22 protein-coding genes, 1 tRNA gene, 2 rRNA genes and 1 pseudogene are annotated in these 25,572 nt (G+C 57.6%); 13 read left to right on the forward strand and 13 right to left on the reverse strand.

Translation table 11 applies throughout. From position 1 onward, the window contains the following. The first annotated feature begins 95 nt into the window (after positions 1 to 95). Together rimI and endA are read left to right on the forward strand one after the other, a co-directional pair. Positions 96 to 599 (forward strand): ribosomal protein S18-alanine N-acetyltransferase, encoded by a 504-nt coding sequence (gene rimI / locus GQS_RS08475; protein ID WP_014013273.1) that lies wholly within the window; start codon positions 96 to 98, stop codon positions 597 to 599. Next, positions 596 to 1,111: a tRNA-intron lyase gene (gene endA / locus GQS_RS08480; RefSeq protein ID WP_014013274.1), complete on the forward strand. Its 516-nt coding sequence runs from the start codon at positions 596 to 598 to the stop codon at positions 1,109 to 1,111. The genes rimI and endA overlap by 4 nt, the downstream gene beginning before the upstream one ends. A gap of 6 nt (positions 1,112 to 1,117) precedes the next feature. On the opposite strand, the gene GQS_RS10775 is transcribed toward endA, so the two are convergent. After that, positions 1,118 to 1,915 (reverse strand): DUF835 domain-containing protein, encoded by a 798-nt coding sequence (locus tag GQS_RS10775; RefSeq protein ID WP_014013275.1) that lies wholly within the window; start codon positions 1,913 to 1,915, stop codon positions 1,118 to 1,120. Positions 1,916 to 2,029: 114 nt separating this feature from the next. Next, positions 2,030 to 3,217, reverse strand: a complete 1,188-nt coding sequence (locus GQS_RS08490; protein ID WP_014013276.1) for a glycine C-acetyltransferase — start codon at positions 3,215 to 3,217, stop codon at positions 2,030 to 2,032. Positions 3,218 to 3,370: 153 nt separating this feature from the next. Here GQS_RS08490 and GQS_RS08495 point away from each other — a divergent pair, with 153 nt between their 5' ends. Together GQS_RS08495 and GQS_RS08500 are read left to right on the forward strand one after the other, a co-directional pair. After that, complete coding sequence (locus GQS_RS08495) at positions 3,371 to 5,971, forward strand: replication factor C small subunit (RefSeq protein WP_014013277.1); 2,601 nt, start codon at positions 3,371 to 3,373, stop codon at positions 5,969 to 5,971. A 5-nt stretch (positions 5,972 to 5,976) separates the two neighbouring features. Beyond that, on the forward strand, positions 5,977 to 7,473 hold the full coding sequence (locus GQS_RS08500; protein ID WP_014013278.1) for a replication factor C large subunit: 1,497 nt from the start codon (positions 5,977 to 5,979) through the stop codon (positions 7,471 to 7,473). Positions 7,474 to 7,483: 10 nt separating this feature from the next. On the opposite strand, the pseudogene GQS_RS10910 reads toward GQS_RS08500, so the two are convergent. The 5 genes and pseudogenes from GQS_RS10910 to moaA form a co-directional block, all read right to left on the reverse strand. Further along, positions 7,484 to 7,818, reverse strand: a pseudogene (locus tag GQS_RS10910) (DUF86 domain-containing protein). Next, entirely contained in the window at positions 7,793 to 8,116 is a 324-nt protein-coding gene (locus tag GQS_RS08510; RefSeq protein ID WP_193386146.1) for a nucleotidyltransferase family protein, read from the reverse strand. Before GQS_RS08510 ends, GQS_RS10910 begins: the two are co-directional and overlap by 26 nt. A 34-nt stretch (positions 8,117 to 8,150) precedes the next feature. Continuing rightward, positions 8,151 to 9,161 (reverse strand): class I SAM-dependent methyltransferase family protein, encoded by a 1,011-nt coding sequence (locus GQS_RS08515; protein WP_014013281.1) that lies wholly within the window; start codon positions 9,159 to 9,161, stop codon positions 8,151 to 8,153. Then, the gene (locus GQS_RS08520; RefSeq protein WP_238515747.1) at positions 9,127 to 10,047 is read right to left on the reverse strand and encodes a DUF835 domain-containing protein; all 921 of its coding nucleotides are present in this window, start codon (positions 10,045 to 10,047) and stop codon (positions 9,127 to 9,129) included. The genes GQS_RS08515 and GQS_RS08520 overlap by 35 nt, the downstream gene beginning before the upstream one ends. A gap of 29 nt (positions 10,048 to 10,076) precedes the next feature. After that, positions 10,077 to 11,000 (reverse strand): GTP 3',8-cyclase MoaA, encoded by a 924-nt coding sequence (gene moaA / locus GQS_RS08525; RefSeq protein WP_193386152.1) that lies wholly within the window; start codon positions 10,998 to 11,000, stop codon positions 10,077 to 10,079. Between the two features lie 138 nt (positions 11,001 to 11,138). Here moaA and GQS_RS08530 point away from each other — a divergent pair, with 138 nt between their 5' ends. Further along, on the forward strand, positions 11,139 to 11,882 hold the full coding sequence (locus GQS_RS08530) for a hypothetical protein (protein WP_014013284.1): 744 nt from the start codon (positions 11,139 to 11,141) through the stop codon (positions 11,880 to 11,882). Further along, positions 11,848 to 13,263: a ribonuclease E/G gene (locus tag GQS_RS08535; RefSeq protein ID WP_014013285.1), complete on the forward strand. Its 1,416-nt coding sequence runs from the start codon at positions 11,848 to 11,850 to the stop codon at positions 13,261 to 13,263. Before GQS_RS08530 ends, GQS_RS08535 begins: the two co-directional genes overlap by 35 nt. Here the strand turns inward: GQS_RS08535 and GQS_RS08540 are convergent. From GQS_RS08540 to GQS_RS08555, 4 genes are all read right to left on the reverse strand, one after another. After that, positions 13,260 to 13,646 (reverse strand): PIN domain-containing protein, encoded by a 387-nt coding sequence (locus tag GQS_RS08540; RefSeq protein ID WP_014013286.1) that lies wholly within the window; start codon positions 13,644 to 13,646, stop codon positions 13,260 to 13,262. The genes GQS_RS08535 and GQS_RS08540 overlap by 4 nt on opposite strands. Further along, positions 13,643 to 13,867: an AbrB/MazE/SpoVT family DNA-binding domain-containing protein gene (locus tag GQS_RS08545; protein ID WP_014013287.1), complete on the reverse strand. Its 225-nt coding sequence runs from the start codon at positions 13,865 to 13,867 to the stop codon at positions 13,643 to 13,645. The genes GQS_RS08540 and GQS_RS08545 overlap by 4 nt, the downstream gene beginning before the upstream one ends. A gap of 314 nt (positions 13,868 to 14,181) precedes the next feature. Further along, positions 14,182 to 14,856, reverse strand: coding sequence for a DNA repair and recombination protein RadB (gene radB / locus GQS_RS08550; RefSeq protein WP_014013288.1), 675 nt, complete (start codon positions 14,854 to 14,856; stop codon positions 14,182 to 14,184). Positions 14,857 to 14,867: 11 nt separating this feature from the next. After that, positions 14,868 to 15,503 (reverse strand): MBL fold metallo-hydrolase, encoded by a 636-nt coding sequence (locus GQS_RS08555; RefSeq protein ID WP_014013289.1) that lies wholly within the window; start codon positions 15,501 to 15,503, stop codon positions 14,868 to 14,870. 196 nt (positions 15,504 to 15,699) lie between these two features. Here GQS_RS08555 and GQS_RS08560 point away from each other — a divergent pair, with 196 nt between their 5' ends. From GQS_RS08560 to GQS_RS08590, 7 genes are all read left to right on the forward strand, one after another. Beyond that, positions 15,700 to 16,404: a DUF1614 domain-containing protein gene (locus GQS_RS08560; RefSeq protein ID WP_014013290.1), complete on the forward strand. Its 705-nt coding sequence runs from the start codon at positions 15,700 to 15,702 to the stop codon at positions 16,402 to 16,404. Positions 16,405 to 16,460: 56 nt separating this feature from the next. Then, positions 16,461 to 17,300, forward strand: coding sequence for a ribose-phosphate diphosphokinase (locus tag GQS_RS08565; protein ID WP_014013291.1), 840 nt, complete (start codon positions 16,461 to 16,463; stop codon positions 17,298 to 17,300). Positions 17,301 to 17,968: 668 nt separating this feature from the next. Next, positions 17,969 to 19,454, forward strand: a 16S ribosomal RNA gene (locus GQS_RS08570). Between the two features lie 53 nt (positions 19,455 to 19,507). Next, positions 19,508 to 19,584: transfer RNA gene (locus GQS_RS08575), tRNA-Ala, on the forward strand. A gap of 120 nt (positions 19,585 to 19,704) precedes the next feature. Then, positions 19,705 to 22,734: ribosomal RNA gene (locus GQS_RS08580) — 23S ribosomal RNA — on the forward strand. The 16S and 23S rRNA genes sit together here with 1 tRNA gene alongside, the layout of an rRNA operon. Before the next feature lie 165 nt (positions 22,735 to 22,899). Then, positions 22,900 to 23,376 carry a magnesium-dependent phosphatase-1 gene (locus GQS_RS08585; protein WP_014013292.1) on the forward strand — a complete coding sequence of 159 codons (477 nt, stop codon included), beginning with the start codon at positions 22,900 to 22,902 and terminating at the stop codon, positions 23,374 to 23,376. Between the two features lie 4 nt (positions 23,377 to 23,380). Next, positions 23,381 to 23,947 (forward strand): DUF366 family protein, encoded by a 567-nt coding sequence (locus GQS_RS08590; RefSeq protein WP_014013293.1) that lies wholly within the window; start codon positions 23,381 to 23,383, stop codon positions 23,945 to 23,947. Here the strand turns inward: GQS_RS08590 and GQS_RS08595 are convergent. Both GQS_RS08595 and GQS_RS08600 read right to left on the reverse strand, forming a co-directional pair. After that, positions 23,941 to 24,552: a membrane protein gene (locus GQS_RS08595; protein WP_014013294.1), complete on the reverse strand. Its 612-nt coding sequence runs from the start codon at positions 24,550 to 24,552 to the stop codon at positions 23,941 to 23,943. The genes GQS_RS08590 and GQS_RS08595 overlap by 7 nt on opposite strands. Before the next feature lie 33 nt (positions 24,553 to 24,585). After that, the gene (locus GQS_RS08600; protein ID WP_048056560.1) at positions 24,586 to 25,470 is read right to left on the reverse strand and encodes a hypothetical protein; all 885 of its coding nucleotides are present in this window, start codon (positions 25,468 to 25,470) and stop codon (positions 24,586 to 24,588) included. Positions 25,471 to 25,572: the final 102 nt, after the last annotated feature.

Genomic DNA, 25,572 nt, shown 5'->3' on the forward strand with positions numbered 1-25,572 from the left:
CTTGAAAGCTCACCCTTCGAAACGGAACGCTGGAAGGTTTTGGGGGCACCGATAGCTCCCTCAATCCTTAAAAGCTCTGGTGCGTAGAATATCATATGAGCGTCTCCATCCGTCAGTTTGGGGGAAGGATCCCACTGGCCATGGTGGCCATAAGGCCCGCCAGGCTCTTTGATATCCCCGACGTCATGAGAATAGAGCGCGAGTCCTTCAGGGAGGACTACCCGAGGGGCGTTTTCCTTGTTTTCCTGGAGAACAACCCGGACACCTTTTTGGTCGCCGAGTACAACGGAAGGGTCATCGGCTACGTCATGGGATACCTCAGACCGGACCTTGAGGGCCACATCATGAGCATAGCCGTCGATCCTGCGTACCGGGGCAACGGCATAGGCTCCGCCCTTCTCACCGAGGTCATCGAAAGGCTCATAAACAGGGGAGCCCGCTACATAGGCCTGGAGGTTCGCGTCAGCAACGAAAAGGCCATAAAGCTCTACGAGCGCTTTGGCTTCAGGCGCATCAAGCGCATAATCGGCTACTACGCCGACGGGGAGGATGCCTACTACATGCTGATGCCGGCCGACGAGTGGGGTGGAAGGAATTGAAGGAACCGATAATCTTTCAGCTCAGCGGGGACAGGGTCTTCAGCGAGAGGGAGAAGGCGATAAACCAGTTCTACAACAAGCGCTACTTTGGCGAGGTCGTGAACGGAAAGCTCTTCCTCTCGCTCATAGAGGCGGCCTACCTGATGGAGAAGGGCAAGATACGGGTCTTCGACGGCGAAAGGGAGCTTTCCTTCCAGGATTTGGTCGAACTCGGCAGGAAGAGGGACGACCAGTTCGACATAAAGCTCCTCGTCTACACCGACCTGCGCGACAGGGGCTACACCGTCAAGTCCGCCCTCAAGTTCGGCTCCCACTTCCGCGTTTACAGGCGCGGAATGGACGAGCATTCCCAGTGGCTGATATGGGTAGTCCCAGAGAACCTCCGCTTTTCCCCGAACGACATCACCGCCCGCGTTCGCGTCGCCCACGGCGTCAGGAAGAACATGGTCATGGCCGTCGTTGATGAGGACAACGACGTGGTGTACTATAAGATTGAGTGGGTGAAGTTTTGAGCCAGGCTACCTTTTTCCCGCCTTCAGCATCGGGAACTCCCTGAGAAGGAGCGCGGTGTCTTTTTCCGAGAACACGTCTTCCCCGATCGTTGCTATTATGACGGCGTTTTTAATGGTGGCGTAGTCCTTGAGCGTCGTCAGGAATTTAAAGAGCGCCGGAAACCCGATCTCCACGGACAGGTACTCCAGGCCCTCAATGAGGACAAGCTTTGGCCTGTCGTCCTGCGACATGAAGTCCACTAGTATCTGGGTGAGGTATTCCAGCCGCCTGGGGTTCACGGTGTTTTCTCCCCTCACCTTCGTGAGCCAGAGGACGGGTATTCTTTCCACCCCAAACCTCTCCCGTGCCATGTCCTCGGGATACCTGGAGACTATAAGTCCCGCCCTTCTTGTGAGGAGCTTTTTAACCACCTCGGGGTGCGGCGATGTGCAGATGTAGAGCCCGGGAGGTATATGCTCCATCTCCCCCTCTTCGAACTCAACAACCCTGCTCACCTCGTGTTTCCTGCCCATTCCCCTGACCAGCTCCGCCCATCCAACCGTGAAGGTCATCAGGCCCGCAACCACAAAGCCGTTTCCCAGCCCTCTGATCAGTGCATCGTCAGCATACCACTCGGCTTTTATTATGAGGAACGCCAGCGTGCCCATGCTCAGAAGAGCGAAGCTCGCCGTGACTGCATCGTATGTCACCCTTCTCTCGGGGTGCATGCTGAGGAAGACCGCCCTGTACCTGAGACTCGTCAGGAAGAGTGTGAGGGTTATGAGAACGAGCACCCCGCAGACCACGGGCTCGTAGCTGGTCACGGCACCCACCCAGCATCGAAACTATGTGCTTGAAATTAATATACTCACCGGTGCTGATGGCACGGGGTCTTGAGAAAATGGGTTTTAAATATGAATCAAAAAGAGTAAAAAGGTTCACTTCAGGAACCCAGTCTTCTTTCCGAGGTCCTCGAAGGCATCCAGCACGTACTGGAGGTCCTCCTTGCTGTGGGCCGCAGAGGGCTCGAGCCTTATGCGAGCAGTTCCGAGCGGGACGGTCGGGTAGACTATCGCCTGCGCGAAAATGTTGTACTCGTCGTAGAGCCTCCTTGAGAACTCCTGGGCGGTCTTCTCGTCGTAGAGCATGACCGGGGTTATCGGGTGCTTGGTGTTGCCGAGGTCGTAGCCGAGGTCCCTCAACCCGTTCTGGAGGAAGTGGGTGTTGTCCCAGAGCTTCCTGACGAGCTCGTCGCTCTTTTGGAGTATCTCGACGGAAGCTATAGCCGCGGCGACGTCGGGTGGGTTCGGGGCGCTTGAGAAGAGGAACGGCCTTCCGCGCTGGCGGAGGTAGTCGATGGCCTCCTCCGGTCCAGCCACGTAGCCGCCGATGACACCGAAGGCCTTGCTCAGCGTACCCATCTCGAAGTCAACGCGGTCGTGGAGCTTGAAGTGGTCAACTATACCCCTTCCGCTGTCTCCGAGGACACCCTCACCGTGGGCGTCGTCTATGTAGAGCATGGCATCGTACTGTTCAGCTAACTCGGCCATCTCCGGCAGCGGGGCGAGGTCACCGTCCATCGAGAAGACACCGTCGCTGACGATGATTTTCTTCTCCTTGTCCTTGTTCTCCTCGAGGCGCTTCTTGAGGTCCTCCATGTCGAGGTGCTTGTAGATGACCTTCGGGGCGCCGCTGAGGCGCATTCCGTCTATGATGCTCGCGTGGTTGAGCTCCTCGCTGATGAACACGCCGTTGTCTTTCTTGGTGAGCAGAGCACTTAGAGCGCCGAGGTTGGCGTTGTAGCCGCTCTGGAAGAGTATGGCGGCCTCTCTCTTCTTGAACTTGGCGAGCTTCTCCTCGAGCTCCACGTGAAGCTCCATGGTACCGGCGATGGTCCTAACCGCTCCGGCACCGACGCCGTAGTCGAGGATGGCCCTTATCGCGGCCTCCTTTATCTTGGGGTGTGCGGCCAGGCCGAGGTAGTTGTTCGAACACATGTTGAGAACGCGCTTTCCGTCAACGACGACCCAGGGGCCCTGGGAGCTCTCGAGCTTTCTTATAGTTACATACAAGCCCTTGTCCTTGAGCTCTTTGAGCTCTTCCTTAATCCAGTCCAGCTTTGCCATGAGAACCACCGGTCGTTTTTTGGTCATCGAGGTATAAAAGTTTTGCAGTGCCCCCTTTGGTGCAGCCGCTGAACAGGGCCCTCAGATGGGGGCACCACTCACCGGTAACCTTAATATCCCCAAGTGCCGTTTAGATTTGGGTAGGTGATAACCATGCCGGATGAAGTTCAGGAAGTTAGGATTCTTGAAAAGCCCTGGGTTGAGAAATACAGGCCCGCGAGGCTCGATGACATCGTCGGTCAGGCTCACATAGTCAAAAGGCTCAAGCACTACGCCAAAACCGGTTCGATGCCGCACCTTCTATTCGCCGGTCCGCCCGGCGTTGGGAAGTGCCTCACGGGAGACGCTAAGGTCATAATCAACGGCGAGCTGACCACCATAGGTGAACTCGTCGAGAAGCTGAGCAACGGCAGGTTCGGGCCAACCCCTGTTGGTGGCCTTAGGGTCCTCGGAGTTGATGAGGACGGAAAACTCAGGGAGTTGCCCGTTGAGTACGTTTACAAGGACAGAACCGATGAGCTCATCAGGATAAGGACGAAGCTTGGAAGGGAGCTCAAAGTCACTTCTTATCACCCGCTCCTCGTGAACAGAAGGGACGGGAGAATAGAGTGGGTCAAGGCCGAGGAGCTCAGACCCGGGGACAGGCTCGCGGTTCCACGCTTTCTCCCTGCAATTCTTGAAGAAGACCCCTTGGCCGAGTGGCTCGGCTACTTCATCGGCGACGGCCACGCCGACGCTCAGAACAACGTCATAACCTTCACTAACACTGACGAGAAGCTCAGAAAGCGCTTCATGGAGCTCACCGAAAGGCTCTTCCCAGACGCGAGAATTAAGGAGAGGATCCACAAGAACCGTGCCCCTGACGTTTACGTGAACTCAAAGGCCGCGAAGGAGCTCGTTGAGAGCCTTGGCCTCGCAGGCAGGAAGGCTGATAGGGTTTACATACCTAAGCAGGGATGGAAGGGTCTGCGCTCCTTCCTCAGGGCTTACTTCGACTGCGACGCGGGCGTTGAGCACAATGGCATAATCCTCTCAACAGCGAGCAAGGAGATGGCCGAGCAGGTCTCTTACGCGTTGGCGGGGCTTGGGGTGGTCGCCAAAGTGAGAGGCAAGGCCATCAAAGGGCGTACCTACTACTACGTTGTTATCTCAGGCTCCGAGAACATATCGCGCTTCCTCAGGGAGGTCGGCTTCTCGGTCGAGGAGAAGAGGAGGAAGGCTGAGGCGCTCGTGAAGAGGCCCAACCCCAACATAGGCTCGCTCTACGCAGACCGGGAGCTGATTTCCTACGTTAGAGACAGGCTCAAGTTGAACTTCTACGATGACAAGGTCCGGTGGAGCCCAGAGAAGGCCAAGAGGATAGCATGGGAGCTGATGAAGGAAATCTACCACCGCCTGGATGAGCTCGAAAAGCTTGAGAAGGCCCTGTCGAGGAGCGTTCTCATAGACTGGAACGAAGTCGCGAAGAGAAGGAAGGAAATCGCCGAGACCACTGGAATAAGGGCTGACCGGATTCTTGAGTACATCAGGGGCAAGAGAAGGCCGAGCTTGAGAAACTACCTCAAGATTGCAGGTGCCCTTGGAATCCAGCTGGAGGAAACGATAGAAGCCATGAGACTCTTTGCGAGGAAGTACTCAAGCTACGCCGAGATTGGAAGGCTCGTCGGAACTTGGAACTCAAGCGTTAGAATAGTTCTTGAGAGCAACACGGAGAAGATAGCGGCTCTCGAGGAGATTAGAAAGGCCGAGCTGAAGCTTTTAAGGGAGATACTCAACGACGAAAAGCTCAAGAGGGGTGTCGCTTATCTGGTATTCCTCGCCCAGAACGAGCTCCTCTGGGACGAGATAGTTGAGGTCGAGAAGCTTAAGGGCGACTTCGTAATCTACGACCTCCATGTGCCCGGTTACCACAACTTCATAGGTGGCAACCTTCCGACGGTTCTCCACAACACAACGGCCGCTCTGGCCCTTGCGAGGGAGTTATTTGGCGAAAACTGGCGTCATAACTTCTTAGAGCTGAACGCGTCGGATGAGCGCGGCATAAACGTCATCCGCGAGAAGGTCAAGGAGTTTGCAAGGACGAAGCCGATAGGCGGGGCGAGCTTCAAGATAATCTTCCTCGACGAGGCCGACGCCCTGACCCAGGACGCCCAGCAGGCCCTGAGGAGAACGATGGAGATGTTCTCCAACAACGTTCGTTTTATCCTCTCCTGCAACTACAGCAGTAAGATAATTGAGCCGATACAGTCGAGGTGTGCAATTTTCCGCTTCAGGCCCCTCAACGACGAGGACATAGCAAAGCGCATAAAATACATCGCCGAGCAGGAGGGGCTTGAGCTCACCGAGGAGGGCCTTCAGGCGATTCTCTACGTTGCCGAAGGCGACCTGAGGAGGGCCATCAACGTCCTCCAGGCGGCGGCCGCTCTGGACAAGAAGATAACCGACGAGAACGTCTTCCTCGTTGCGAGCAGAGCTCGTCCCGAAGACGTTCGCGAGATGATGACCTTAGCGTTGGAGGGCAACTTCCTGAAGGCGAGGGACAAGTTGAGGGACATACTCCTCAAGCAGGGCCTCAGCGGTGAGGACGTGCTGATTCAGATGCACAAAGAAGTGTTTAACCTGCCGATTCCCGAGGACAGGAAAGTTGCACTGGCGGACAAGATAGGGGAGTACAACTTCCGCCTCGTTGAGGGCGCCAACGAGATGATACAGCTCGAGGCTCTCCTGGCGCAGTTCACCATAATGGGCAAGTGATGGCCATGCCGAGGGAAGTGCCCTGGGTCGAGAAGTACAGGCCGAGGCGGCTGGATGAGATAGTCGGCCAGACCAAGGCCATAGATCAGGTCAAGGCCTGGATAGGGGCGTGGCTGGAGGGGAAGCCCCCAAAGAAGAAGGCCCTCATCCTCGCGGGACCGCCCGGAACCGGTAAGACGACCACCGTCTATGCCCTGGCCAGGGAGTACGGTTTCGAGGTCATAGAGCTTAACGCGAGCGACGAGAGGACGTACGAGAAGATAGAGCGCTACGTTCAGGCCGCCTACACCATGGACATCCTCGGAAAGAGGCGGAAGCTCATATTCCTAGATGAGGCAGACAACATCGAGCCGACGGGGGCGAGGGAGATAGCGAAGCTCATCGACAGGGCGAGGAACCCCATCATAATGAGCGCCAACCACTACTGGGAGGTTCCCAGGGAGATACGGAGCAGGTCGCAGATAGTGGAGTACAAGCGCCTGACCCAGCGCGACATCATCAAAGCCCTCGCCAGGATACTCCACCACGAGGGCAAGAGGGTTCCAAAGGAACTGCTCTACGACATTGCCAAGCACGCGGGCGGCGACCTTCGTGCCGCAGTGAACGATCTGCAGACCGTCGTCACGGGCGGGGTCGAGGACGCGGCCCAGGTTCTAGCCTACCGCGACACCGAGAAGAGCGTTTTCCAGGCACTGGCGCAGATTTTTGCCACGGACAACGCGAAGAAAGCCAGGATGGCAACGCTCGGCGTTGACATGTTCCCCCACGAACTCCTCCAGTGGATAGACGAGAACCTTCCCTACGTCTACTACAAGCCCGAGGACATAGCGAGGGCCTATGAGGCTCTCAGCAGGGCGGACATATACCTCGGCAGGGCGCAGAGAACCGGAAACTACGGCCTCTGGAAGTACGCCACGGACATGATGACGGCGGGGGTTGCCGTTGCGGGCGTCAAAAAGAAGGGCTTCGTGAGGATTTACCCGCCCAAGACCATAAAGCTCCTCACGGAGAGCAAGGCTGAGAGGGGACTGAGGGATTCGGTGCTCAAGAAGATAATGAGCGAGATGCATATGGCGAAGCTGGAGGCCTTGGAGACACTCAACGTCCTGAAGGCGATATTCGAGTACAATCCGGACATGGCGGCGCACTTCGTCGTCTACCTCGACCTTGACCTCAAGGAGGTCGAGTTCATAGTCGGGGACAAGGAGAAGGCCAGGACCATATGGGGCAAGAGCATGAACATCGAGAAGAGGCTCAAGGAGCGCGGTGAGCTGGAGGAGCACGTGAGGGTTGCCGCTGAGAAGGAACCCGAGGAAGAGGCTGAGCCCGCGGAAGAGGAAGAAGTCGAGGAAGAGGCCGAGGAAGAGATAAGCGAGGAGGAGCTTGAGAAGGCCGAGGAAGAGATGGAGAGCGTGGAAGAGCCGGAGGAGTCCGGGAAGATAGACAAGCCCAAGAAGAAGGGCAAGCAGGCGACGCTGTTCGACTTCCTGGGGAAGAAGTGATGTTTGTTCGTCAAATCTCTTCAGCGAGTTTCTCCATCTTTTCTTTAAGTTCAGGAAGCTTGTTCTGAACGATGTCCCAGATTAGTTCGACATCGATTCCAAAGTACTGGTGGATTAGTATGTTTCTCAGTCCGATTATCTTGCGCCATTCTATCTCTGGATGCCTCTCCCGGATTTCTTCTGGGTAGCCCGACAGGCTTCACCGATTATTTCGAGGTTCCTTACAACAGCGTCAATAACCATTCCCTTCGCCCTGAACTCTTCTAAACTCAATTCCTCTGTGTATTCCTCGATCCGGGATATCGCTTCGAGGATATCTTCAACGTACAGCCTGTAGTCCCTCAACGCTCACCGCCTCGCTCCATATGTACTTCCGGACCCTCGGCTTGAGGGCCTCGACCGTTATCAGATCAACCTCGACTCCGAGGAGGTCTTCGAGGAAGAACTTGAGCTCCATGTAGTTGTCGAAGGTTTTTCTCCCTGGTTCAAACTCCACCAGAATATCCAGATCGCTGTCTTCCCTTGCTTCTCCCCGCACATAAGAACCGAAGAGCCAGAGGTGCCTAACCCCGAACTTCCGGAGTTCTTGGGCATGGAGGTGCAGAATGCTGAGTATCTGTTCCAGTTCCATACAACTCTCCATCAAATCAAGATAATGCGATTGAAGTTATAAGGATTCACCCAATCTCCACATCCGCACAGACCTTGAAAACGTGCGGCTTGAAGTCGCTCACCTTCTTTACGCGGACCCCGCACTCCCTTCCAAGCATGGCGCACGCGTCCATTATCCTGGTTCTGAACGCCCCGATTTCGGCCTCGTGGACGAAGTCGTAGTAGTGCAGCCATTTCTCTGCCCTGTCCAGAGTTAGGGCCAGGGCATCAACGCCCCTCGGCGTGGGGCTTATCACCCTGTCGTGGGTCGGAAGTTCGGGGAGAACCTCGAAAACGTCGCCGTGAATGAACTCTATCTCTCCCTTCAGCCTCTCCCGGTTCAGCTCGATGTTCTCAAGGCCGAGCTCGTAGGCCTCCCTGTTCAGCTCCACCGCGGTGATTTTGACCCTCTTATAGCGCGCTATGACGAGCGCATACGGCAGAACGCCGGCGAATGGGATCAGAATCCTTTCTCCGTCTTGGACAAGCTGGGCCAGGCGGTAGCGCTCGCCCTTCATCCGCGGGTTGAAGAATGCCTTCGAGAGATCCACTTTTATCTGCACTCCGTTTTCTCTGTGGACGGTTTCCAGCCGTTTCTCCCCCCAGATTATCGAGTATTCCCTTATCCTGAAGGCACCTTCGTGGAAGCCCTTCTGGGCCACGACCCTGATGAAGGGGTGGACCTTTCTGAGACCCCATACGATATCGTCCACCCTGTGGGAAAGCTCCCTCGGAACCTGGATTACCGCTATGTCCCCGACGATGTCGTAGCGCCTCAGGTGCTTCAGCTCCTCCTCGCTCAGCCTCCCGGCGAGGACGCTCTCGAGGTTCTTGTAAAGCTGCCTCTCGGGCCGGAGGGGAAGTTCGAGGGGCAGGACTTCGTAGCCGAGTGAGCGAAGAAGGGGGTCTTCGATGACCGGGAGGAGAACGAACTCCCCCTCCCGCTTTGGACGCCTCTTCCCGTCGTAGAGGCCCAGCTTCTTCAGCTTCCTCTTGACTGGTTCAGCCTCGGTTTTTGTCACCCTTATCGCTGGCATTCTCGGATCCCCCGGGCATAACCTTTTCTTCCACGTCTCCCGAGTCGTTCTCGAGGAGCCTTTCGAGGTCTTCTTTCCTTACTGTTCCGAAAAATGCTTTCTCTGAGAGGGTATCCTCTATCTCTCCGAAATCCGGCCTCCTGAATTCCCTTGCAAGGATGTTGAACTTCGTGGGTCCCAGAGCCTCGGGGGAGGCCAGCACAACCACGTACGCCCCGGTTGTGAGGGCATAGTCCCTGAGTGTGAATAGGAACTTCGCTATGGTGCTGAACTCGGAGTAGAACGTCATGTATTCGATTCCATCCACATAGACAACTCCCCCGGGGTTCTCGCGCATGAACCTCACGGCCTCCTCCCTGAGGATGTACAGGCTGCTGGGACTGACTGCCTGGGGATGCTGGACGTTGCTGAGCCACAGGAACGTCTCCGGACTGAAGCCGAACTTCGAAACCCACTCCTCGTAGGGGCGTCTGCTGATGGCCATCACCGGAGCGCCCTTCAGGTGGAACGTCTTCATCATGAGCTTCGCTTCGTTCTCACTCTCCACAAGAAAGACGCTGGATTCCTTTATTCCAACTCCCTTGGGCGAGATGACACCGGGAGTCTTCCTGAGGAGCTCCCTCATTGAGAGGATCGAAATGACGATGAATGCCGTTAGCGCGACGATATCTGGAGCCCTTGGCGGTGCGCTTTCAGTGGCTGCCGCGACCATGAGTGCGATGCCCGCGAGTGCGAAGAGGCCGAATGTGACCGACAGCTCCATGGAGTATTCCCTTTTGTGGAGCTCCCCGTAACGGTGGAGAAGTCTAATCCTGATGAGAAGGTACCCGGACACACCCGCCAGCAGGAGTCCTTCCACAAAGGTCACAGCGTCGATTTCAGTCACCACTTATTCTAGGGTGTTGGGGTATTAAACTATTTCCAGTACGGCTCCCTCATGAGGACGACCTGCCGGAATATCTCCACGAGCTCCCCGTCGCTTGCGCCGTTCCTGAGGGCCGTCGCGAAGTCGATGAGGTCATTCTTTCTCAGCAGGCACGTCTTGAACTTCCCGTCCGACGTGACGCGGAGCCTCGTGCAGTTGGCGCAGAACACCGTGTTGTGCATCGCCCTGACCACCTCGACCTCCGCGACGCCGTGGTCGGTGGGGACGAAGTACTTCTTCCTTCTGTGCATCCTCCTCTCGAGGGTCTCCACGGCCATTTCCTCCAGCCGCTCCTCCACGGGCCTGAGCGGGTAGAAGTACTTCCTGAAGAACCTGGTCTCCGTCATCTCCCTCGGGGCCTCGAGCTCGATGAGCTGGAGTATCGTCCCGGTCTTCGCGGCGAACTCCACCATGTCCCATATCTCGCCGTCGTTCAGTCCCCTCATAACCGTCATGTTGAGCTTCACCGGGCTGAGGTACTTCACCGCCTCCCCTATGCCCTCGAGAACGGTGTCGAGCATATCGACGCCGGTGATTCTGCGGTAAACGTCTGGCTTCAGACTGTGGAGGGATACGTTGACGCGGTTGAGGCCCGCTTCGGCGAGCGGCTTCGCCAGCTCCTTCAGCCTGCTACCGTTCGTGGTCATGGAGAGATCGACCACGTACGGCCTTATGCGCCTCACTATCTCGAGTATATCTTTCCTGACGGTGGGCTCTCCCCCGGTAAGTTTGACCTTTCTTATTCCAAGGCGCGACGCCACCCTGACGAGCCTCTCTATCTCCGAGGGGGTCAGCTCAAGGCTCGCGTTGAAGTGCTGTCCCTCGCGGTGGCAGAAGAAGCAGCGGAAGTTGCAGTCCTGGGTGAGGGATATCCTGAGGTTGGTCGCGGGTCTGCCGAAGCGGTCGTAGAGCACCATCTGAAGCACCGCTTGGATTAGCCTTTCGGCTTAAAAAAAGATTTTGGGTAAGCACTTTCGTTTAACGCACCCGAAGGGCTTCATCGAAAACTACAAGTAGGGGGAAGGGGCAAGTTATGGCCAGGGGGTTTTCCCATGAACGTTGAGGAGATTAAGTCCCGGCTTTCCCGTCTGGAATCGCTTCATTCCGCTTTTGAGAACAAATTCCCTGCCATCTACGGCGAGAAGGACAGGGAGGCTCTTCTGGAGACCGTTAAGGCCCTTCACACCGTATCCCGGGAGAAGCTTGAGGTGGCCGCGGGCCTCTACCGTGAGATGAGCGGGGTCGGGGGCTATGCGGAGGCGCAGGCCAAGGAGCTCTACCGCAACGAGCACCAGATGAAGTTCCGGCTCGAGGAGCTTCTCTCCCTCCTCTCGAGGGACGACTACGATTCCCGCGTGAAGCTGGAGACCGCGATGGAGAGGCTCGTTCAGTTTCACAGGGTCTACGACTACGCCGTTAGAAAGGCCCTCGGCGAGCTGACCTCGGAGGTCGAAGGAATGGCGCTCCTTACCGGAGGCGAAAAGGAAAAAAAGGTACCCACGGGTATAATGGAGGAGCTCAGGAAGGTCAAGATGCTCGAGGCGGAACTCGGTACCCTTAAAAGGTTCCTCCTCAGGCTCTATACTCATCCCGGTGACGTTCACAAGGTTGAAGCCGCTTTGAGAGACTGGCACTCCAGGGGACTGCTCTGGGTTGAGGCGAGAAACGTTGAGAAGCTGAGCGGTGTCGCTGACGCCGGCGAGATACTCGAGGGTCTCACGCTCATAGGAGTGGTGGAAAAGAAGATGAGGGGTGGTGAAGGTGTCTACAGACACAGGAGTTACAGTCCGGGTTAGGGGCATATACAGCACTGCCCTCACCAAACTGTTCCTCGACAGGGGATTCGGGATTTCACAGCCGAGCAACAGGATCGTCGAGCGCTTCAACCTCGAGAAGACCTACGACGAGTTCGATGTTGACGTCTATGACAAGAAGGACCACCACGGGGTCATCCTCGTCGGGACGAAGGTTGAGGAGGTTAGGGAGGTTCTCGAGGACGAATTTATAGACGTCTTCTTCCGGAAGCTCCCCTACCAGCTGTACGGCATCTACAAGGGAATAGTCGTTCAGAGGGACGAGAGATACGTCTACGTGGACATTGGGAGCGCCATCGGTACGATACCGGTTAAGGACCTCCCCCGTGCCAAGGAGGGCGACGAACTCCTCGTCCAGGTCAAAAAGCACAACCTGCTCCCCCAGCTGAGCGTCACCCTGACGATCCCCGGTGACTACGCGGTTCTGATTCCGAAGCCCGTTGGTGCCCAGAGGCACGTCAAGATATCCCGGAAGATAAGGGACCAGAGCGAGCGCGAGAGGCTCCGCATCCTGGGTCTGAGCGTCGATTTGGGGGAGTGGGGGATACTCTGGAGAACCGCCGCCGCATACAAGGACTGGAACCTTCTCCGCGATGAGATAGTGGCGCTCTCGAAGCTGGCCGACACCCTCGCGAGGGCGGACTCCTACGCGGCCCCGTCCCTCCTGATCGAGGGGCGCAGTATTTACGAGGTCGAGTTCGGTGGAGGGGCGAAGAAGAAGCTCGACGAGATACGGAACAAGGTGGTTCCGACGGTTGAGGGCCACCACCAGCTGAAGGCCCACGACCTTGAACTCGGGTTCGCGGTGGAGATAGCGGAGGGAATACTGGCCAAGATACCTGGCCAGAGGGAGAAGGTCAGGCAGGGCTTCTGGGAGTCGATCGTTGCCAACAAGGGGCCGAGGAGGGGCTGGCTCTTCAGCCTCGAGCACAACAAACCCGACGGCCAGAGGATAAAGATAGGGCCCGGTGAAGTTCAGGAGGTCTCCCTGAACCCGCTCAGGGTCACCTTCAAGCGCCACCTCAAGCCCGGGAAGTTCTACGACGGTCTCGACCTGCCGATAGAGTTCGGTGACTACGTCATCACGGAGATAGAGGAAGGAAAGTGGTGGTTTGTGCACCGCTATTACGACCGCGACGGCAACCTGAAGGGTGAGTACTACAACATAAACACGCCGGTGGAGATGTACCCTGACAGGGCCCGCTACATCGACCTTGAGGTGGACATCGTCAGGTGGCCCGACGGCAAGAAGGAGATAATCGACAAGGAGAAGCTGGCGGAGCACTACGAGGAAGGCACGATAAGTGAGAAGCTCTACAAAGCGGTTCTCAGAATAGTGCAGGAGGTTTACGAGAGGATTTAAGGTAAGGTTTGGATGCCTAACTTTTCTGCCTCTTTTTTCAGTCTCTTATCGTATGTGGCCAGCCTTTTAAAGTCCTCCGCTGTGGCAAGGATTACCATATCGTTAAAGCGTTTCGGGTTCCGGGTTAGTTCCAGCGCGCGTTTCGTGTACTTCCCGCCGTCGCAGATTACTTTCGTCCTCTGACTGTTTAGGATTGATGAAATCACCTTCCCTATTTCCTCACCGCTATAGCCTTCCTCCCTGAAGAACCAGTAGAGTTCGTAAAGAACTATGCTGGGGACAGTCCATCTCTCCAGCCCGGCCAGCAGTTTTCTTGCTTCTCCGTTGAACTCGGAATCCCTTAGGACCGCATAGATGAAGACGTTGGTGTCTATCACCGTCATTTCCCTTCACCCTGACCCCTTCTTATGGCTTTTTCGATGTCCTCTACTGTCAACCCCTTTCCTCCCGGGAGGAGGGGAAGCTCAAGTTCGCTTTTTTTGAGCACTACCTTCCCATCCTCGACCTCAACCATCAGAACGTCCCCTACCTTAATCCCCAGCTTTTTCCTAACATCGCTTGGTATAGTAATTTGATAGTTTCTAGTTACTTTTGTAAGCCCCATAGTCTCACCAAATATAGTTGGGAGTTGGCGATAAAAAGTTTTCCAAAAACCTTTGGCAACGAGCACTTTCTATCTCTGATGATAAAATGAAGTTGGGGTTTTGAGTACTCCAAGAGCCTCAAAAAGGTTCATCTGGCGGGCGCGAATGTCGAGTATTCTTATCCCCCGGCTTTTCATGAGTTCCTCAGGAGTCTGTTCTCAGAGGAGTACAACGTCAAAATAATCCATGAACCGGGCAGAGGGACCTTTGGTGCCCCTGACTTCAAGATATTTGCTGATTGAATCGGTAATGCCCTTTAGGAGTAACATTTCAATTATTCCTCGCCGCTCAGGGCTTCTTCGATTCCCTTCTCCGTTATCCTGAAGTGGACCATGCCCCCTTCAGGCCTGAAGCGGTGCCTCTCCAGAACGGCGACCCGAAGGCCGGGGACGTTTAGTTTATCCAGCCGGAGGATATCTTTCGTCCGGTAGTTGAGCGTGTGCTCGGCAACTGGCTTCATCCTCTCCGCCCGGCTGTCGAAGTGAACCTGGTTGATGATTATTACCGGTATGTCCTTCTTCCTCGCTATCCAGAGGAGCACCTGGAGCTGCTTGCCAAGCTCCGCGCTCAGGCCCCTTCGGTTCTCCTCGACGCGGTAGTGGGCAGTTATCGAGTCAACGACGACGAGGGAGAACGTCCCATCGATGATCTTCTTCAGGCCCCCGATGGAGCGCCGCTGCTCCTTGAAATCCGAGGGAGTGAAGAGAATGAAGCGCTGAAGGGCCTCCTCTGGGTCCAGCCCCCTCGCTGTCGCCATCTGGCTCAGCCTCTCCGGGGAGAAGCCGCCCTCAGTGTCGATGTATGCAACCTTTCCGCCGCTGAGAAGGCCTATCTGAACCGCCAGCGTCGTCTTCCCCGTGGCGAAGCCCCCGTAAATCTGGGTCAGGACGCCGGGGGCGATGCCCCCGCCCAGAAGCTCGTCAAGTGATTTGACCCCCGTTGAGAGCATCCGCTTCACCGCTAAAGGGTGAGCTCTTCGTAGAGTTCGAGGGGCCTGACGAGGGTCCAGATGCGCTTCTTCTGGAGCTCATCCCTGAGCTTCTCGGGGCTTCCGGTTCCGTAGACGCCGTAGTGCATGGGTATGACGAGGCGCGGGCGCACATCCTCGACAATCTGGGCCGCCTCGCGCTCGTTGGCCGTTGAGCGGCCGCTTATCGGCACCAGGAGAACGTCCACCCTTCCGCGGAGTCTCTGGAGGACCGGTGTGGAGTACGTGTCGCCCGTGTGGAAGAGGGCCTTGTCCCCCTCTATCAGGTAGCCCAAGGGGTACTGGCTCGAGGGGTGCTCCATGTAGAAGGCGGTCACCTTAACGCCGTTCTCGAGCTCGATGGTCTGGCCGTCCTCGATCTCCCTGACCTTCGTCACGCCGTCGCTGATGGCGGTCATGTAAACCGGCTTGGGCCCTATCACGGTAGCGTCGCGGAGTCGCGAGAGGAGCTCCACCTTGCCGTAGTGGTCCACGTGTTCGTGCGTTATCAGTATGTAGTCAACCTCGCCTATCCTGTCATCGTCCACCTCGGGATACGGGTCGATGAGGAGTCTCACACCGTTGGTCTCGACCCAAAAGCACGCGTGTCCATACCAGATAATCTTCATCGGCTCTACCTCCTCAACTGGTTTGGGTAAGGTGGACTTAAAGTTTTCCCCGTCGTCCGTTTTTCGGGGTTCCTCCTGTATCCTCCGATTTCCGGAAAGCCGGCGCAGGTTTTATATACTCCGTTTCAGCCCTTTCATTGGTGGTTGCGGAAATTTCGAGCCCCTGAAGGGTGGCGGTCCATCACGGTGGTGCAGGATGAACAGACGTCGCCTCATAATCCCGCCCGTTTCACTCCCCGTGCTCCTGGTTATAGGTGCTCTTTTCGTCATCGTCTTCGCCTTCTTCTCAGGGGTCGTTATGGCCGCGTTCGAGAAGCTGGGAATTCCCCCGGACGTCGCATATGCGCTCTTCATCTTTGCACTCGTGGGAAGCTTCCTGAACATACCAATCGCGGAAGAAACGTCCTACGAGCCGGTCGTGAGGGTGAGGGAGGTTCGGTTCTTTGGAATAGCCTACCCGGTTCCGTTCTTTGACTGGGAGGAGAGGCGCATAATCATCGCCATAAACGTTGGAGGGGCCATCGTTCCCATAAGCGTGGCCGTCTACGAGATATTCAGGATGGTGTACTTCGGCAGGTGGGCCCTCCTGTTCAACACATTTATGGCGGTTCTCATAGCCTCCCTCTTCAGCCATGCCGTTGCCAGACCTGTCAGGGGCCTTGGAATAGCCATGCCCCTCTTCCTGCCACCCTTGATGGCCATGTTTCTCGGCTGGCTCCTCGGCGGGAGCAATCCGAACGCCGTTGCCTACATCAGCGGGACCCTCGGCGTCCTGATAGGTGCCGACCTGATGAACTGGAACAGGATCAAGAACCTCGGCGCACCGATGGTCAGCATAGGGGGAGCCGGTACCTTCGACGGCATCTTCCTCGCGGGCATAATTGCCGTCCTCCTGGTATGACGGTGGGTTTTTAAGGGAGGTATTGAACATCCCAGTGGCAAACAGGGGTGATGCTCATGTTCGTGATTGGAAGCGGTGCCAGGCATCTGGAGGACGAGATGAAGGCCCTCGGCGGCAGGGTTCTTGAGGTCGAGATAAAGCGGTTCCCCGACGGGGAGAAATACGTCAGGGTCCTTGGCTCCTCGGAGGAAGTTACCCTCGTTCAGTCCACGTTCAGGCCGCAGGACGAGCACCTGGTCGAGATGATTCTCCTCGCCGATGCCCTGCGCGAGAGAGGGGTCCAGAGGCTAAGGGCGGTCGTTCCGTACTTTGCCTACTCGAGACAGGACAGGGTCACGAAGGAAGGGGAGCCGGTGAGCGTGAGGGCGGTTATGAGAACCCTCGCCGTTTACTACGACGAACTCTACATCTTTGACCTCCACAACCCCGAGACCCTCAAGTTCTTCCCGGGTGAGGCGGTCAACCTCTCCCCCGCGGGGGTCATCGCCGACTACTTTGGGGAGAAGCTCGGTGAGGGCGTTGTTCTCGCCCCGGATAAGGGTGCTCTGATGCGGGCGAAGGCCGTTGCCGAGAGGCTTGGCCTTGAGTACAGCCACTTCCACAAGGTCCGCATTTCTCCGACCGAGGTTCAGATGAAGCCGGTCGACGTGGACGTTAAGGGGAAGAACGTTCTCATAGTCGATGACATCATAAGTACCGGAGGGACAATGATCAGGGCGGCGAACCTGCTCAGGGAGATGGGGGCAGAGAAGGTCTTCGTTGCGGCCACTCACGGTGTCTTCGCCGAGGGGGCTATAGAGAGGGTTAGCAAAGCCGTTGACGAGCTGGCGGTCACCAACACGATACCCACACCTGTCTCGAAGATAAGCGTTGTGCCCGAGATACTGAAGCTGTGAGGCGGGGCGATGGTCAGGGCATCTTCCCTCGCCGCCCTCTTAACATTTCTGACGTTTTTTGGAACTGGACTTCTCACGGTGGTTCCTTCCTTGTGGTTGGCGGCTTGGGTTCGTGATTCCTTCATGAATGGCTTTCGATAGTTGTGTTGTCCTGTAATTCCACCGTGGCTACGTTGGGTGGGTAGCTGAGGGGGGTCTTGGATTTGGCCATGGTGATGGGCTCAACATGGGTGCCATAGTTTTGGTGGTCTTGGGTTCCCTGCTTCTCGTCTTTTTCCTCCCTTGACCCTGCAAAAATTTTTTGCCGTTTTTATGTCTAAAATTGTGCATTTTGTCGGCGCTTTTTGACAGCTTCTTTTCTAAAAATATGCCCTGGGAGAGGTTTTGCAAAAATTTTGTATCGGTGGGGTTCACCCCTATTGGATGGAGCGCCCGAACAGGGCGCGACAAAACCCGAGCGCCAAGACGGCGGCGTCGGGGGGACAGGGTGCAAAGCACCCACGATGAACCCCGCCCTCCAGCTCGGGTCACAGCAATGTGCGCTCCCGAGGAAACGCCGAAAGGCGGACCCCTCGGGGGTAAGGCAGGCCCAACACCTCGACCAAACCCCGGACGGATATTTGGTACTTCCCCTCGAGGGAAGTCCCACCGGCCGTACTCCTTGCTCAATTCCGGTTGATCCTGCCGGAGGCCACTGCTATGGGGGTCCGACTAAGCCATGCGAGTCATGGGGCGCCTTGCGCGCACCGGCGGACGGCTCAGTAACACGTCGGTAACCTACCCTCGGGAGGGGGATAACCCCGGGAAACTGGGGCTAATCCCCCATAGGCCTGAGGTACTGGAAGGTCCTCAGGCCGAAAGGGGCTTTGCCCGCCCGAGGATGGGCCGGCGGCCGATTAGGTAGTTGGTGGGGTAACGGCCCACCAAGCCGAAGATCGGTACGGGCCATGAGAGTGGGAGCCCGGAGATGGACACTGAGACACGGGTCCAGGCCCTACGGGGCGCAGCAGGCGCGAAACCTCCGCAATGCGGGCAACCGCGACGGGGGGACCCCCAGTGCCGTGGCATCGCCACGGCTTTTCCGGAGTGTAAAGAGCTCCGGGAATAAGGGCTGGGCAAGGCCGGTGGCAGCCGCCGCGGTAATACCGGCGGCCCGAGTGGTGGCCGCTATTATTGGGCCTAAAGCGTCCGTAGCCGGGCCCGTAAGTCCCTGGCGAAATCCCACGGCTCAACCGTGGGGCTTGCTGGGGATACTGCGGGCCTTGGGACCGGGAGAGGCGGAGGGTACTCCTGGGGTAGGGGTGAAATCCTATAATCCCAGGAGGACCGCCAGTGGCGAAGGCGCTCCGCTGGAACGGGTCCGACGGTGAGGGACGAAGGCCAGGGGAGCGAACCGGATTAGATACCCGGGTAGTCCTGGCTGTAAAGGATGCGGGCTAGGTGTCGGGCGAGCTTCGAGCTCGCCCGGTGCCGAAGGGAAGCCGTTAAGCCCGCCGCCTGGGGAGTACGGCCGCAAGGCTGAAACTTAAAGGAATTGGCGGGGGAGCACTACAAGGGGTGGAGCGTGCGGTTTAATTGGATTCAACGCCGGGAACCTCACCGGGGGCGACGGCAGGATGAAGGCCAGGCTGAAGGTCTTGCCGGACACGCCGAGAGGAGGTGCATGGCCGCCGTCAGCTCGTACCGTGAGGCGTCCACTTAAGTGTGGTAACGAGCGAGACCCGCGCCCCCAGTTGCCAGTCCTCCCCGCTGGGGAGGAGGCACTCTGGGGGGACCGCCGGCGATAAGCCGGAGGAAGGAGCGGGCGACGGTAGGTCAGTATGCCCCGAAACCCCCGGGCTACACGCGCGCTACAATGAGCGGGACAATGGGATCCGACCCCGAAAGGGGAAGGTAATCCCCTAAACCCGCTCCCAGTTCGGATCGCGGGCTGCAACTCGCCCGCGTGAAGCTGGAATCCCTAGTACCCGCGTGTCATCATCGCGCGGCGAATACGTCCCTGCTCCTTGCACACACCGCCCGTCACTCCACCCGAGCGGGGTCTGGATGAGGCCTGGTCTCCCTTCGGGGAGGCCGGGTCGAGTCTGGGCTCCGTGAGGGGGGAGAAGTCGTAACAAGGTAGCCGTAGGGGAACCTACGGCTCGATCACCTCCTATCGCCGGAAAATCCGTCCGGGGGGTTTAAGAGGTGTTGGGCCTGCCATCCGTGGGCCGGTAGCTCAGCCTGGGAGAGCGTCGGCTTTGCAAGCCGAAGGCCCCGGGTTCGAATCCCGGCCGGTCCACCACGAAGAGATGCACATCCCGAGCCTGGCTCGGGGTGGAAGGGTCCGAGATCCCGAACAGGGATCACGATGAGGACCGTGCACAGGCCGATTGACCCAAAAAATGCCCAGCCCCCTGAGTAGGGGGCAGAAAACTTAAGCCGTCTGGTGGATGGCTCGGCTCGGGGCGCCGACGAAGGGCGTGGCAAGCTGCGATAAGCCCCGGCGAGGCGCAGGCAGCCGTCGAACCGGGGATGCCCGAATGGGACCTCCCGCGGCTCTTGCCGCACTCCCAGTCGGGAGGGGGAACGCGGGGAATTGAAACATCTTAGTACCCGCAGGAAAAGAAAGCAAAAGCGATGCCGTTAGTAGGGGCGACCGAAAGCGGCACAGGGCAAACTGAACCCTTCGGGGAAACCCGGAGGGGATGTGGTGTAGTAGGGCCCCCGAAAGACCCTCCCGGGTGAAGCCGAAGTCCACTGGAACGTGGCGCCGTAGAGGGTGAAAGCCCCGTAGGCGCAAGCCCGGTGGGTCTTGGGGTGTCCCTGAGTACCGTCGGTCGGATATCCGGCGGGAAGCTGGGAGGCATCGGCTCCCAACCCTAAATACGTCCCGAGACCGATAGCGAACTAGTACCGTGAGGGAAAGCTGAAAAGCACCCCTGGCAGGGGGTGAAAAGAGCCTGAAACCAGGCGGCGATAGGTGGGTGCGGCCTAGAAGGGCTGACCCTCCCCGAAGGAAACACGGGTGACCGTGGAGTACGAGGGGAGGCGACCAGGGTCGCACCGTCCGTCTTGGATCACGGGGCAGGGAGTTCATCCGAGCGGCGAGGTTAAGGGGGTCAACCCCGAAGCCGCAGGGAAACCGACAGGTCCGCAGCCCGTAAGGGTGAGGGACGGGGTGTGAAAGCGCCCGGAGTCGCTCGGATGAGACCCGAAGCCGGTCGATCTAGCCCGGGGCAGGGTGAAGTCCCTCAACAGAGGGATGGAGGCCCGCTAGGGATGCTGACGTGCAATTCGCTCCCGTGACCTCGGGCTAGGGGTGAAAGGCCAATCGAGGCCGGCGATAGCTGGTTCCCGCCGAATTATCCCTCAGGATAGCCCGGCCGGAGGTAGGTGGTGGGGTAGAGCACTGATTGGGGGTTTAGGGGGAGAAATCCCCCGGCTCCCTGTCAAACTCCGAACCCACTGCCGCCGTAGATGGCCGGAGTAGGGTGGCGGTGTAAGCCGTCAACCGAGAGGGGAACAACCCAGACCGGGGTTAAGGCCCCTAAATGCCGGCTAAGTGTTACTCCAAAGGGTGTCCCTGGCCTTAGACAGCGGGGAGGTAGGCTTAGAAGCAGCCATCCTTTAAAGAGTGCGTAACAGCTCACCCGTCGAGGTCAGGGGCCCCGAAAATGGACGGGGCTAAAGCCGGCTGCCGAGACCCCGGCGCACGGACCGATTGGTCCGTGATCGGGTAGGCGGGCGTGCCGGTGGGGTGGAAGCTGGGCCGTAAGGTCCAGTGGACCCGTCGGTATTGTGGATCCTGCCGGGAGTAGCAGCATAGCCGGGTGAGAATCCCGGCCGCCGAAGGGGCCAGGGTTCCACGGCAATGTTCGTCAGCCGTGGGTTAGTCGGTCCTAAGCGGGTCCGTAACTCGGCGCCCGCGAAAGGGAAACGGGTTTATATTCCCGTACCGCGGTGGTAGGCGCGGCAACGCAAGCCCAGAGGGTGACGCCTCGGGGTAGGCGGACCGGTCCACAAGGCCGGCTAAGCGTATAAGTCCGGGGAGTGCCGTAATGGCGAGAACCGGATGAAAGCGCGAATGGCCTCCCGTAAGGGGGGTTCCGCTGATCCCTGGGGCCCGTGAAAAGCCCTCTGGGAACGATCCACCGCGACCGTACCGAGAACCGACACCGGTGCCCCTGGGTGAGAAGCCTAAGGCGTGTCGGGGGAAACCCAGCCGAGGGAACTCGGCAAATTGGCCCCGTAACTTCGGGATAAGGGGTGCCTGCGGGTGCGTAACCCGCAGGTCGCAGTGACTAGGAGGACCCGACTGTTTAGTAAAAACACAGGTCCCAGCTAGCCCGAAAGGGTTTGTACTGGGGCCGACGCCTGCCCAGTGCCGGTATGTGAAGCCCGGGTTCAACCGGGTGAAGCACCGGTAAACGGCGGGGGTAACTATAACCCTCTTAAGGTAGCGAAATTCCTTGTCGGTTAAATGCCGACCTGCATGAATGGCGTAACGAGGTCCTCACTGTCCCCGGCTGGGGCCCGGCGAAACCACTGCCAGGCGCATATGCCTGGGACCTCCGGTGGGAAGCGAAGACCCCATGGAGCTTTACTGCAGCCTGCCGTTGCCATACGGCGGGGGGTGCGCAGCGTAGGCGGGAGGCGTCGAAGCCCGTCCTCCGGGGCGGGTGGAGCCGTCCATGAGACACCGCCCACCCTCTGCCGTATGGCTAACCCGCGGACGCGGGGACAGCGGTAGGTGGGCAGTTTGGCTGGGGCGGCACACCCTCGAAAAGGTATCGAGGGTGCCCTAAGGTCGGCTCAGGCGGGTCAGGAATCCGCCGTAGAGTGCAAGGGCAAAAGCCGGCCTGACTGGACCCGTAACAGAGGCGGGTCCAGCCGCGAAAGCGTGGCCTAGCGAACCCCTGAGCCTCCCCGGTGGGGGCCAGGGATGACAGAAAAGCTACCCTGGGGATAACAGAGTCGTCTCGGGCGAGAGCCCATATCGACCCCGAGGCTTGCTACCTCGCTGTCGGCTCTTCCCATCCTGGTCCTGCAGCAGGGGCCAAGGGTGGGGGTGTTCACCCATTAAAGGGGAACGTGAGCTGGGTTTAGACCGTCGTGAGACAGGTCGGATGCTATCTACCGGAGGTGCTGGGTGCCTGAGGGGAAGGCTCCCCCAGTACGAGAGGAACAGGGAGCCGCGGCCTCTGGTCTACCGGTTGTCCTACAGGGCACAGCCGGGCAGCTACGCCGCGTCCGATAAGGCCTGAAAGCATCTAAGGCCGAAGCGGTCCCCGAAAATAGGCACCCACTCCCAGGCGCAGGGGGTCGGGCGACCGGTCCTTTGCCTGGGACGAGGGCTCGGGAAGAAGACCCGTTTGATGGGGCGGGGATGTAAGCGGGAAGGGAAACCGACCCGTTCAGTCTGCCGCTCCCAACAGCCCGAGGTTTCTGCCTCTGAAAGGGGGGCTGGGCATTTGATAGGTCAATCGGCCTGTGCACGGTCCTCGAGCCCTTAAATCTCGTTTCTGTCTGATTGATTGTATTGCAATATTGAACTTCCAGTCATGATGCTTTTCCGCAACCGTTAAAACCCTCCAGCGGAGCATTTCTCGGTGGTGAAATGAAGCTGTTAGTCCTTGATCTTGACGGTACCCTTTGGGACCATGAGGATGCATCCCGGCTTACGCCGCCATACGATTTCCACGGTGATTATCTGGTTGATTCTACAGGAGAGGGACTCCATCTCTTCCCGGGGGTCAGAGAGTTCCTTGAATGGGCGAGTGGTAGGTTCGTTCTGAGTATAGCGAGCTGGAACGTTGAGGAGAGGGTCAGGCCGATCCTCAAGGGATTTGGTCTCTGGGACTACTTCATTTTTCCGAAAATTGAGAACCACCCTGACAAGGCGGACATGATAGCGAGAACACTCCGGGAGCTGGAGCTCTCTGGATACGATGTTGATATGGTCATCTACGTGGACGACAGGGATATACACGTCGAAGATGTTAAAACCGCCGTCTCTGCTATTCGGTTCATCCACATGTGGAGAGATGCCAAAAGTTTTGAGGAGTTGAGGGGACTTTTGGAAAGGATGGGGTGATAATATGGAACTGCTAATAGTGAAGGACAGGCGTATTGACTACGACGGCTCGGCCATTGGTAGCCACTGGGCCTACAGGAACTTTGGAATCCTCGGGAACTCGCTCGTGGTTTTCAGAGGGAAGTGCGACGTCAAAGTGGAAGAGATGATCGACATCGAGGATCTCCGCGCGAGCAAGGAAATCAAGAGCGATGACATGGTTCACTACATAATCGAGGTCTTTGACCTCGTAAACACGCTCTTCGCCTCAACGCTCCAGAAGCTGTTCATAGCCAAGCTCTGCGAGGTTTTGGGAGAATATGGCGTGAAAACCCATAGGAAGGGCGACGACATATACGTGAACGGCAAGAAGCTCAGCATCTCGATAGCCACCGTTTCGCCGGTCAGCGTCAAGATTCACATTGGAATAAACGTGGAAGCAAGGGGAATCCCAGAAGGTGTTGATGCCATCGGCCTCAGAGAACTCGGCATTACCGACGTTGAGGACTTCATGGAGAGAACCGGAAAGGCCCTCGTGGAGGAGTTCAAAAAGGTGAAGAAGGACAGCCTGAAGGTCAGGTGGGCTCAGTAGAGGAGAAAGAGAAGACTCCCCACCAGAGGAACCGCCAGGTTATCGTCGAGCCAGCCCTGGTACTCGGCCAGAGTCAGGATGACCGCCCATCCTATTTTTCCCATCGCACCCGCATCAAGCAGCAGAAACGCTATCGCCAGCGCTGTAGCAAGGTAGCCGAGGCTTCCAGTCCAGTGCTTTCTCAGCTTGACGTTGAAGCCGTGCCGCCTGAAGTAGTAGTGCCGTATTATTCCCGTAATTCCATCGCTTATTGCCATCGCGAGCAACAGGGCGGTCGCGTATTCGAGTGGGAGTATGAGTGGAATCACGGATGCCGAGAACGCGAAGAAGACCTCACCGTAGTTGTGCTCTATCTGATACCACGAGAACTCCCTCTTTTTGATATGCGGCCACAGTTGGAAGACACCAAAGATAAAGGCCGAGACGCCGAAGACATCTGCTGGAATTTTTCCGTAGTAGAACATCAGAACCGCCGGGACTATGCTGAAGTGGATTATCTTCCTGTTCACCCAGGCGTACTCCTCTCCGAGTTTTTTGGTTACACCGATAGCCAGCAGTATGAAAGCAGCAGCCACACCCGCATAGATTAGCCAGCCAGGGAGCATTTATTCCACCAAAAAAGAAGAGGGGGTTGGGGGTTAATATGAGTTGCCCCCGAAGGCCCTTCCGACGGCCTCCAGAGCCGTGATGAAATCACCTGCGTGGACGACGATGTACCAGTCATCCGTCCTCGCGAGCTCTCCCCGGGATTTTCCGACCAGCTCGCCGTAGAGCCCATGGATTTTAACCCTTGGCTCAGTCGTCGAGAGCTTGAGCGTTATCTCGACCGGCCTCCCGTTCTCCCAGACAATACCAACCTTGAGGCCCGCTTTGGTTTCATTCCTCTTTCTCAGACCGAACCTGAGGTAGCGGAGCCTTTCCTCTGGAACCCCGTTCTCTTTGGCCTTCTCCCTTAAGTACTCCTCTGCCAGAGTCAGTCCGTGGAGCCCGAGGGCGTAGCCAAAAACCGGAATCCCGAGGTCTTTTCTGCTTCTTCCCTTGTAGGCGTAGACCTCTATCCTTCCGCCGGAGCCCCTGGAGGCGGTGTAGAATCCGTTTTCGTTATCGTTCCTGAACTCGCCCAGGAAATCCACCAGTTCATCGTACGCCGAAAAGGGGAGCGAAAAGCTCGCCCACGTTCCCCACACCCTGGGAGGGACGGAGACGAAGCCCATCTCCTCGAGGTGGTACTCGGTCGGTTTTGGCCTGAGCACCAGAAAGCCCCTTTCCGTGAGCTCCATATCGAGGAACGTTCTTTCGCCGGGCAGCATGGCAAATTTGCCGTCGCTTTCAAAGTCCCCTGCCTTCAGCAGGCGGCTCCTCCTGATGCGCCTCTCCTCCCGCGAGCCCACCACCACGGGAATCGGTGTTTTTCTCCCGCTCTCTTTGTCGTAGGGTACCCTGAAACCGGCCTTGAGCAGCTCCTCCTGAATCTCCAGCGACGCCGGGAAAAACACCTGCATCCTCCGCATCTCTAACTCCATGGGGATGCCTCCGTATTACTTTTATCCGTGGTTTTACCATAAGAACTTATAAAATTTTCCCTCTTGGAGTTGTTCCCCGTGCCAAGCTTAAGCTTAAAAGCC

Source organism: Thermococcus sp. 4557 (assembly GCF_000221185.1).
Lineage (GTDB): Archaea > Methanobacteriota_B > Thermococci > Thermococcales > Thermococcaceae > Thermococcus.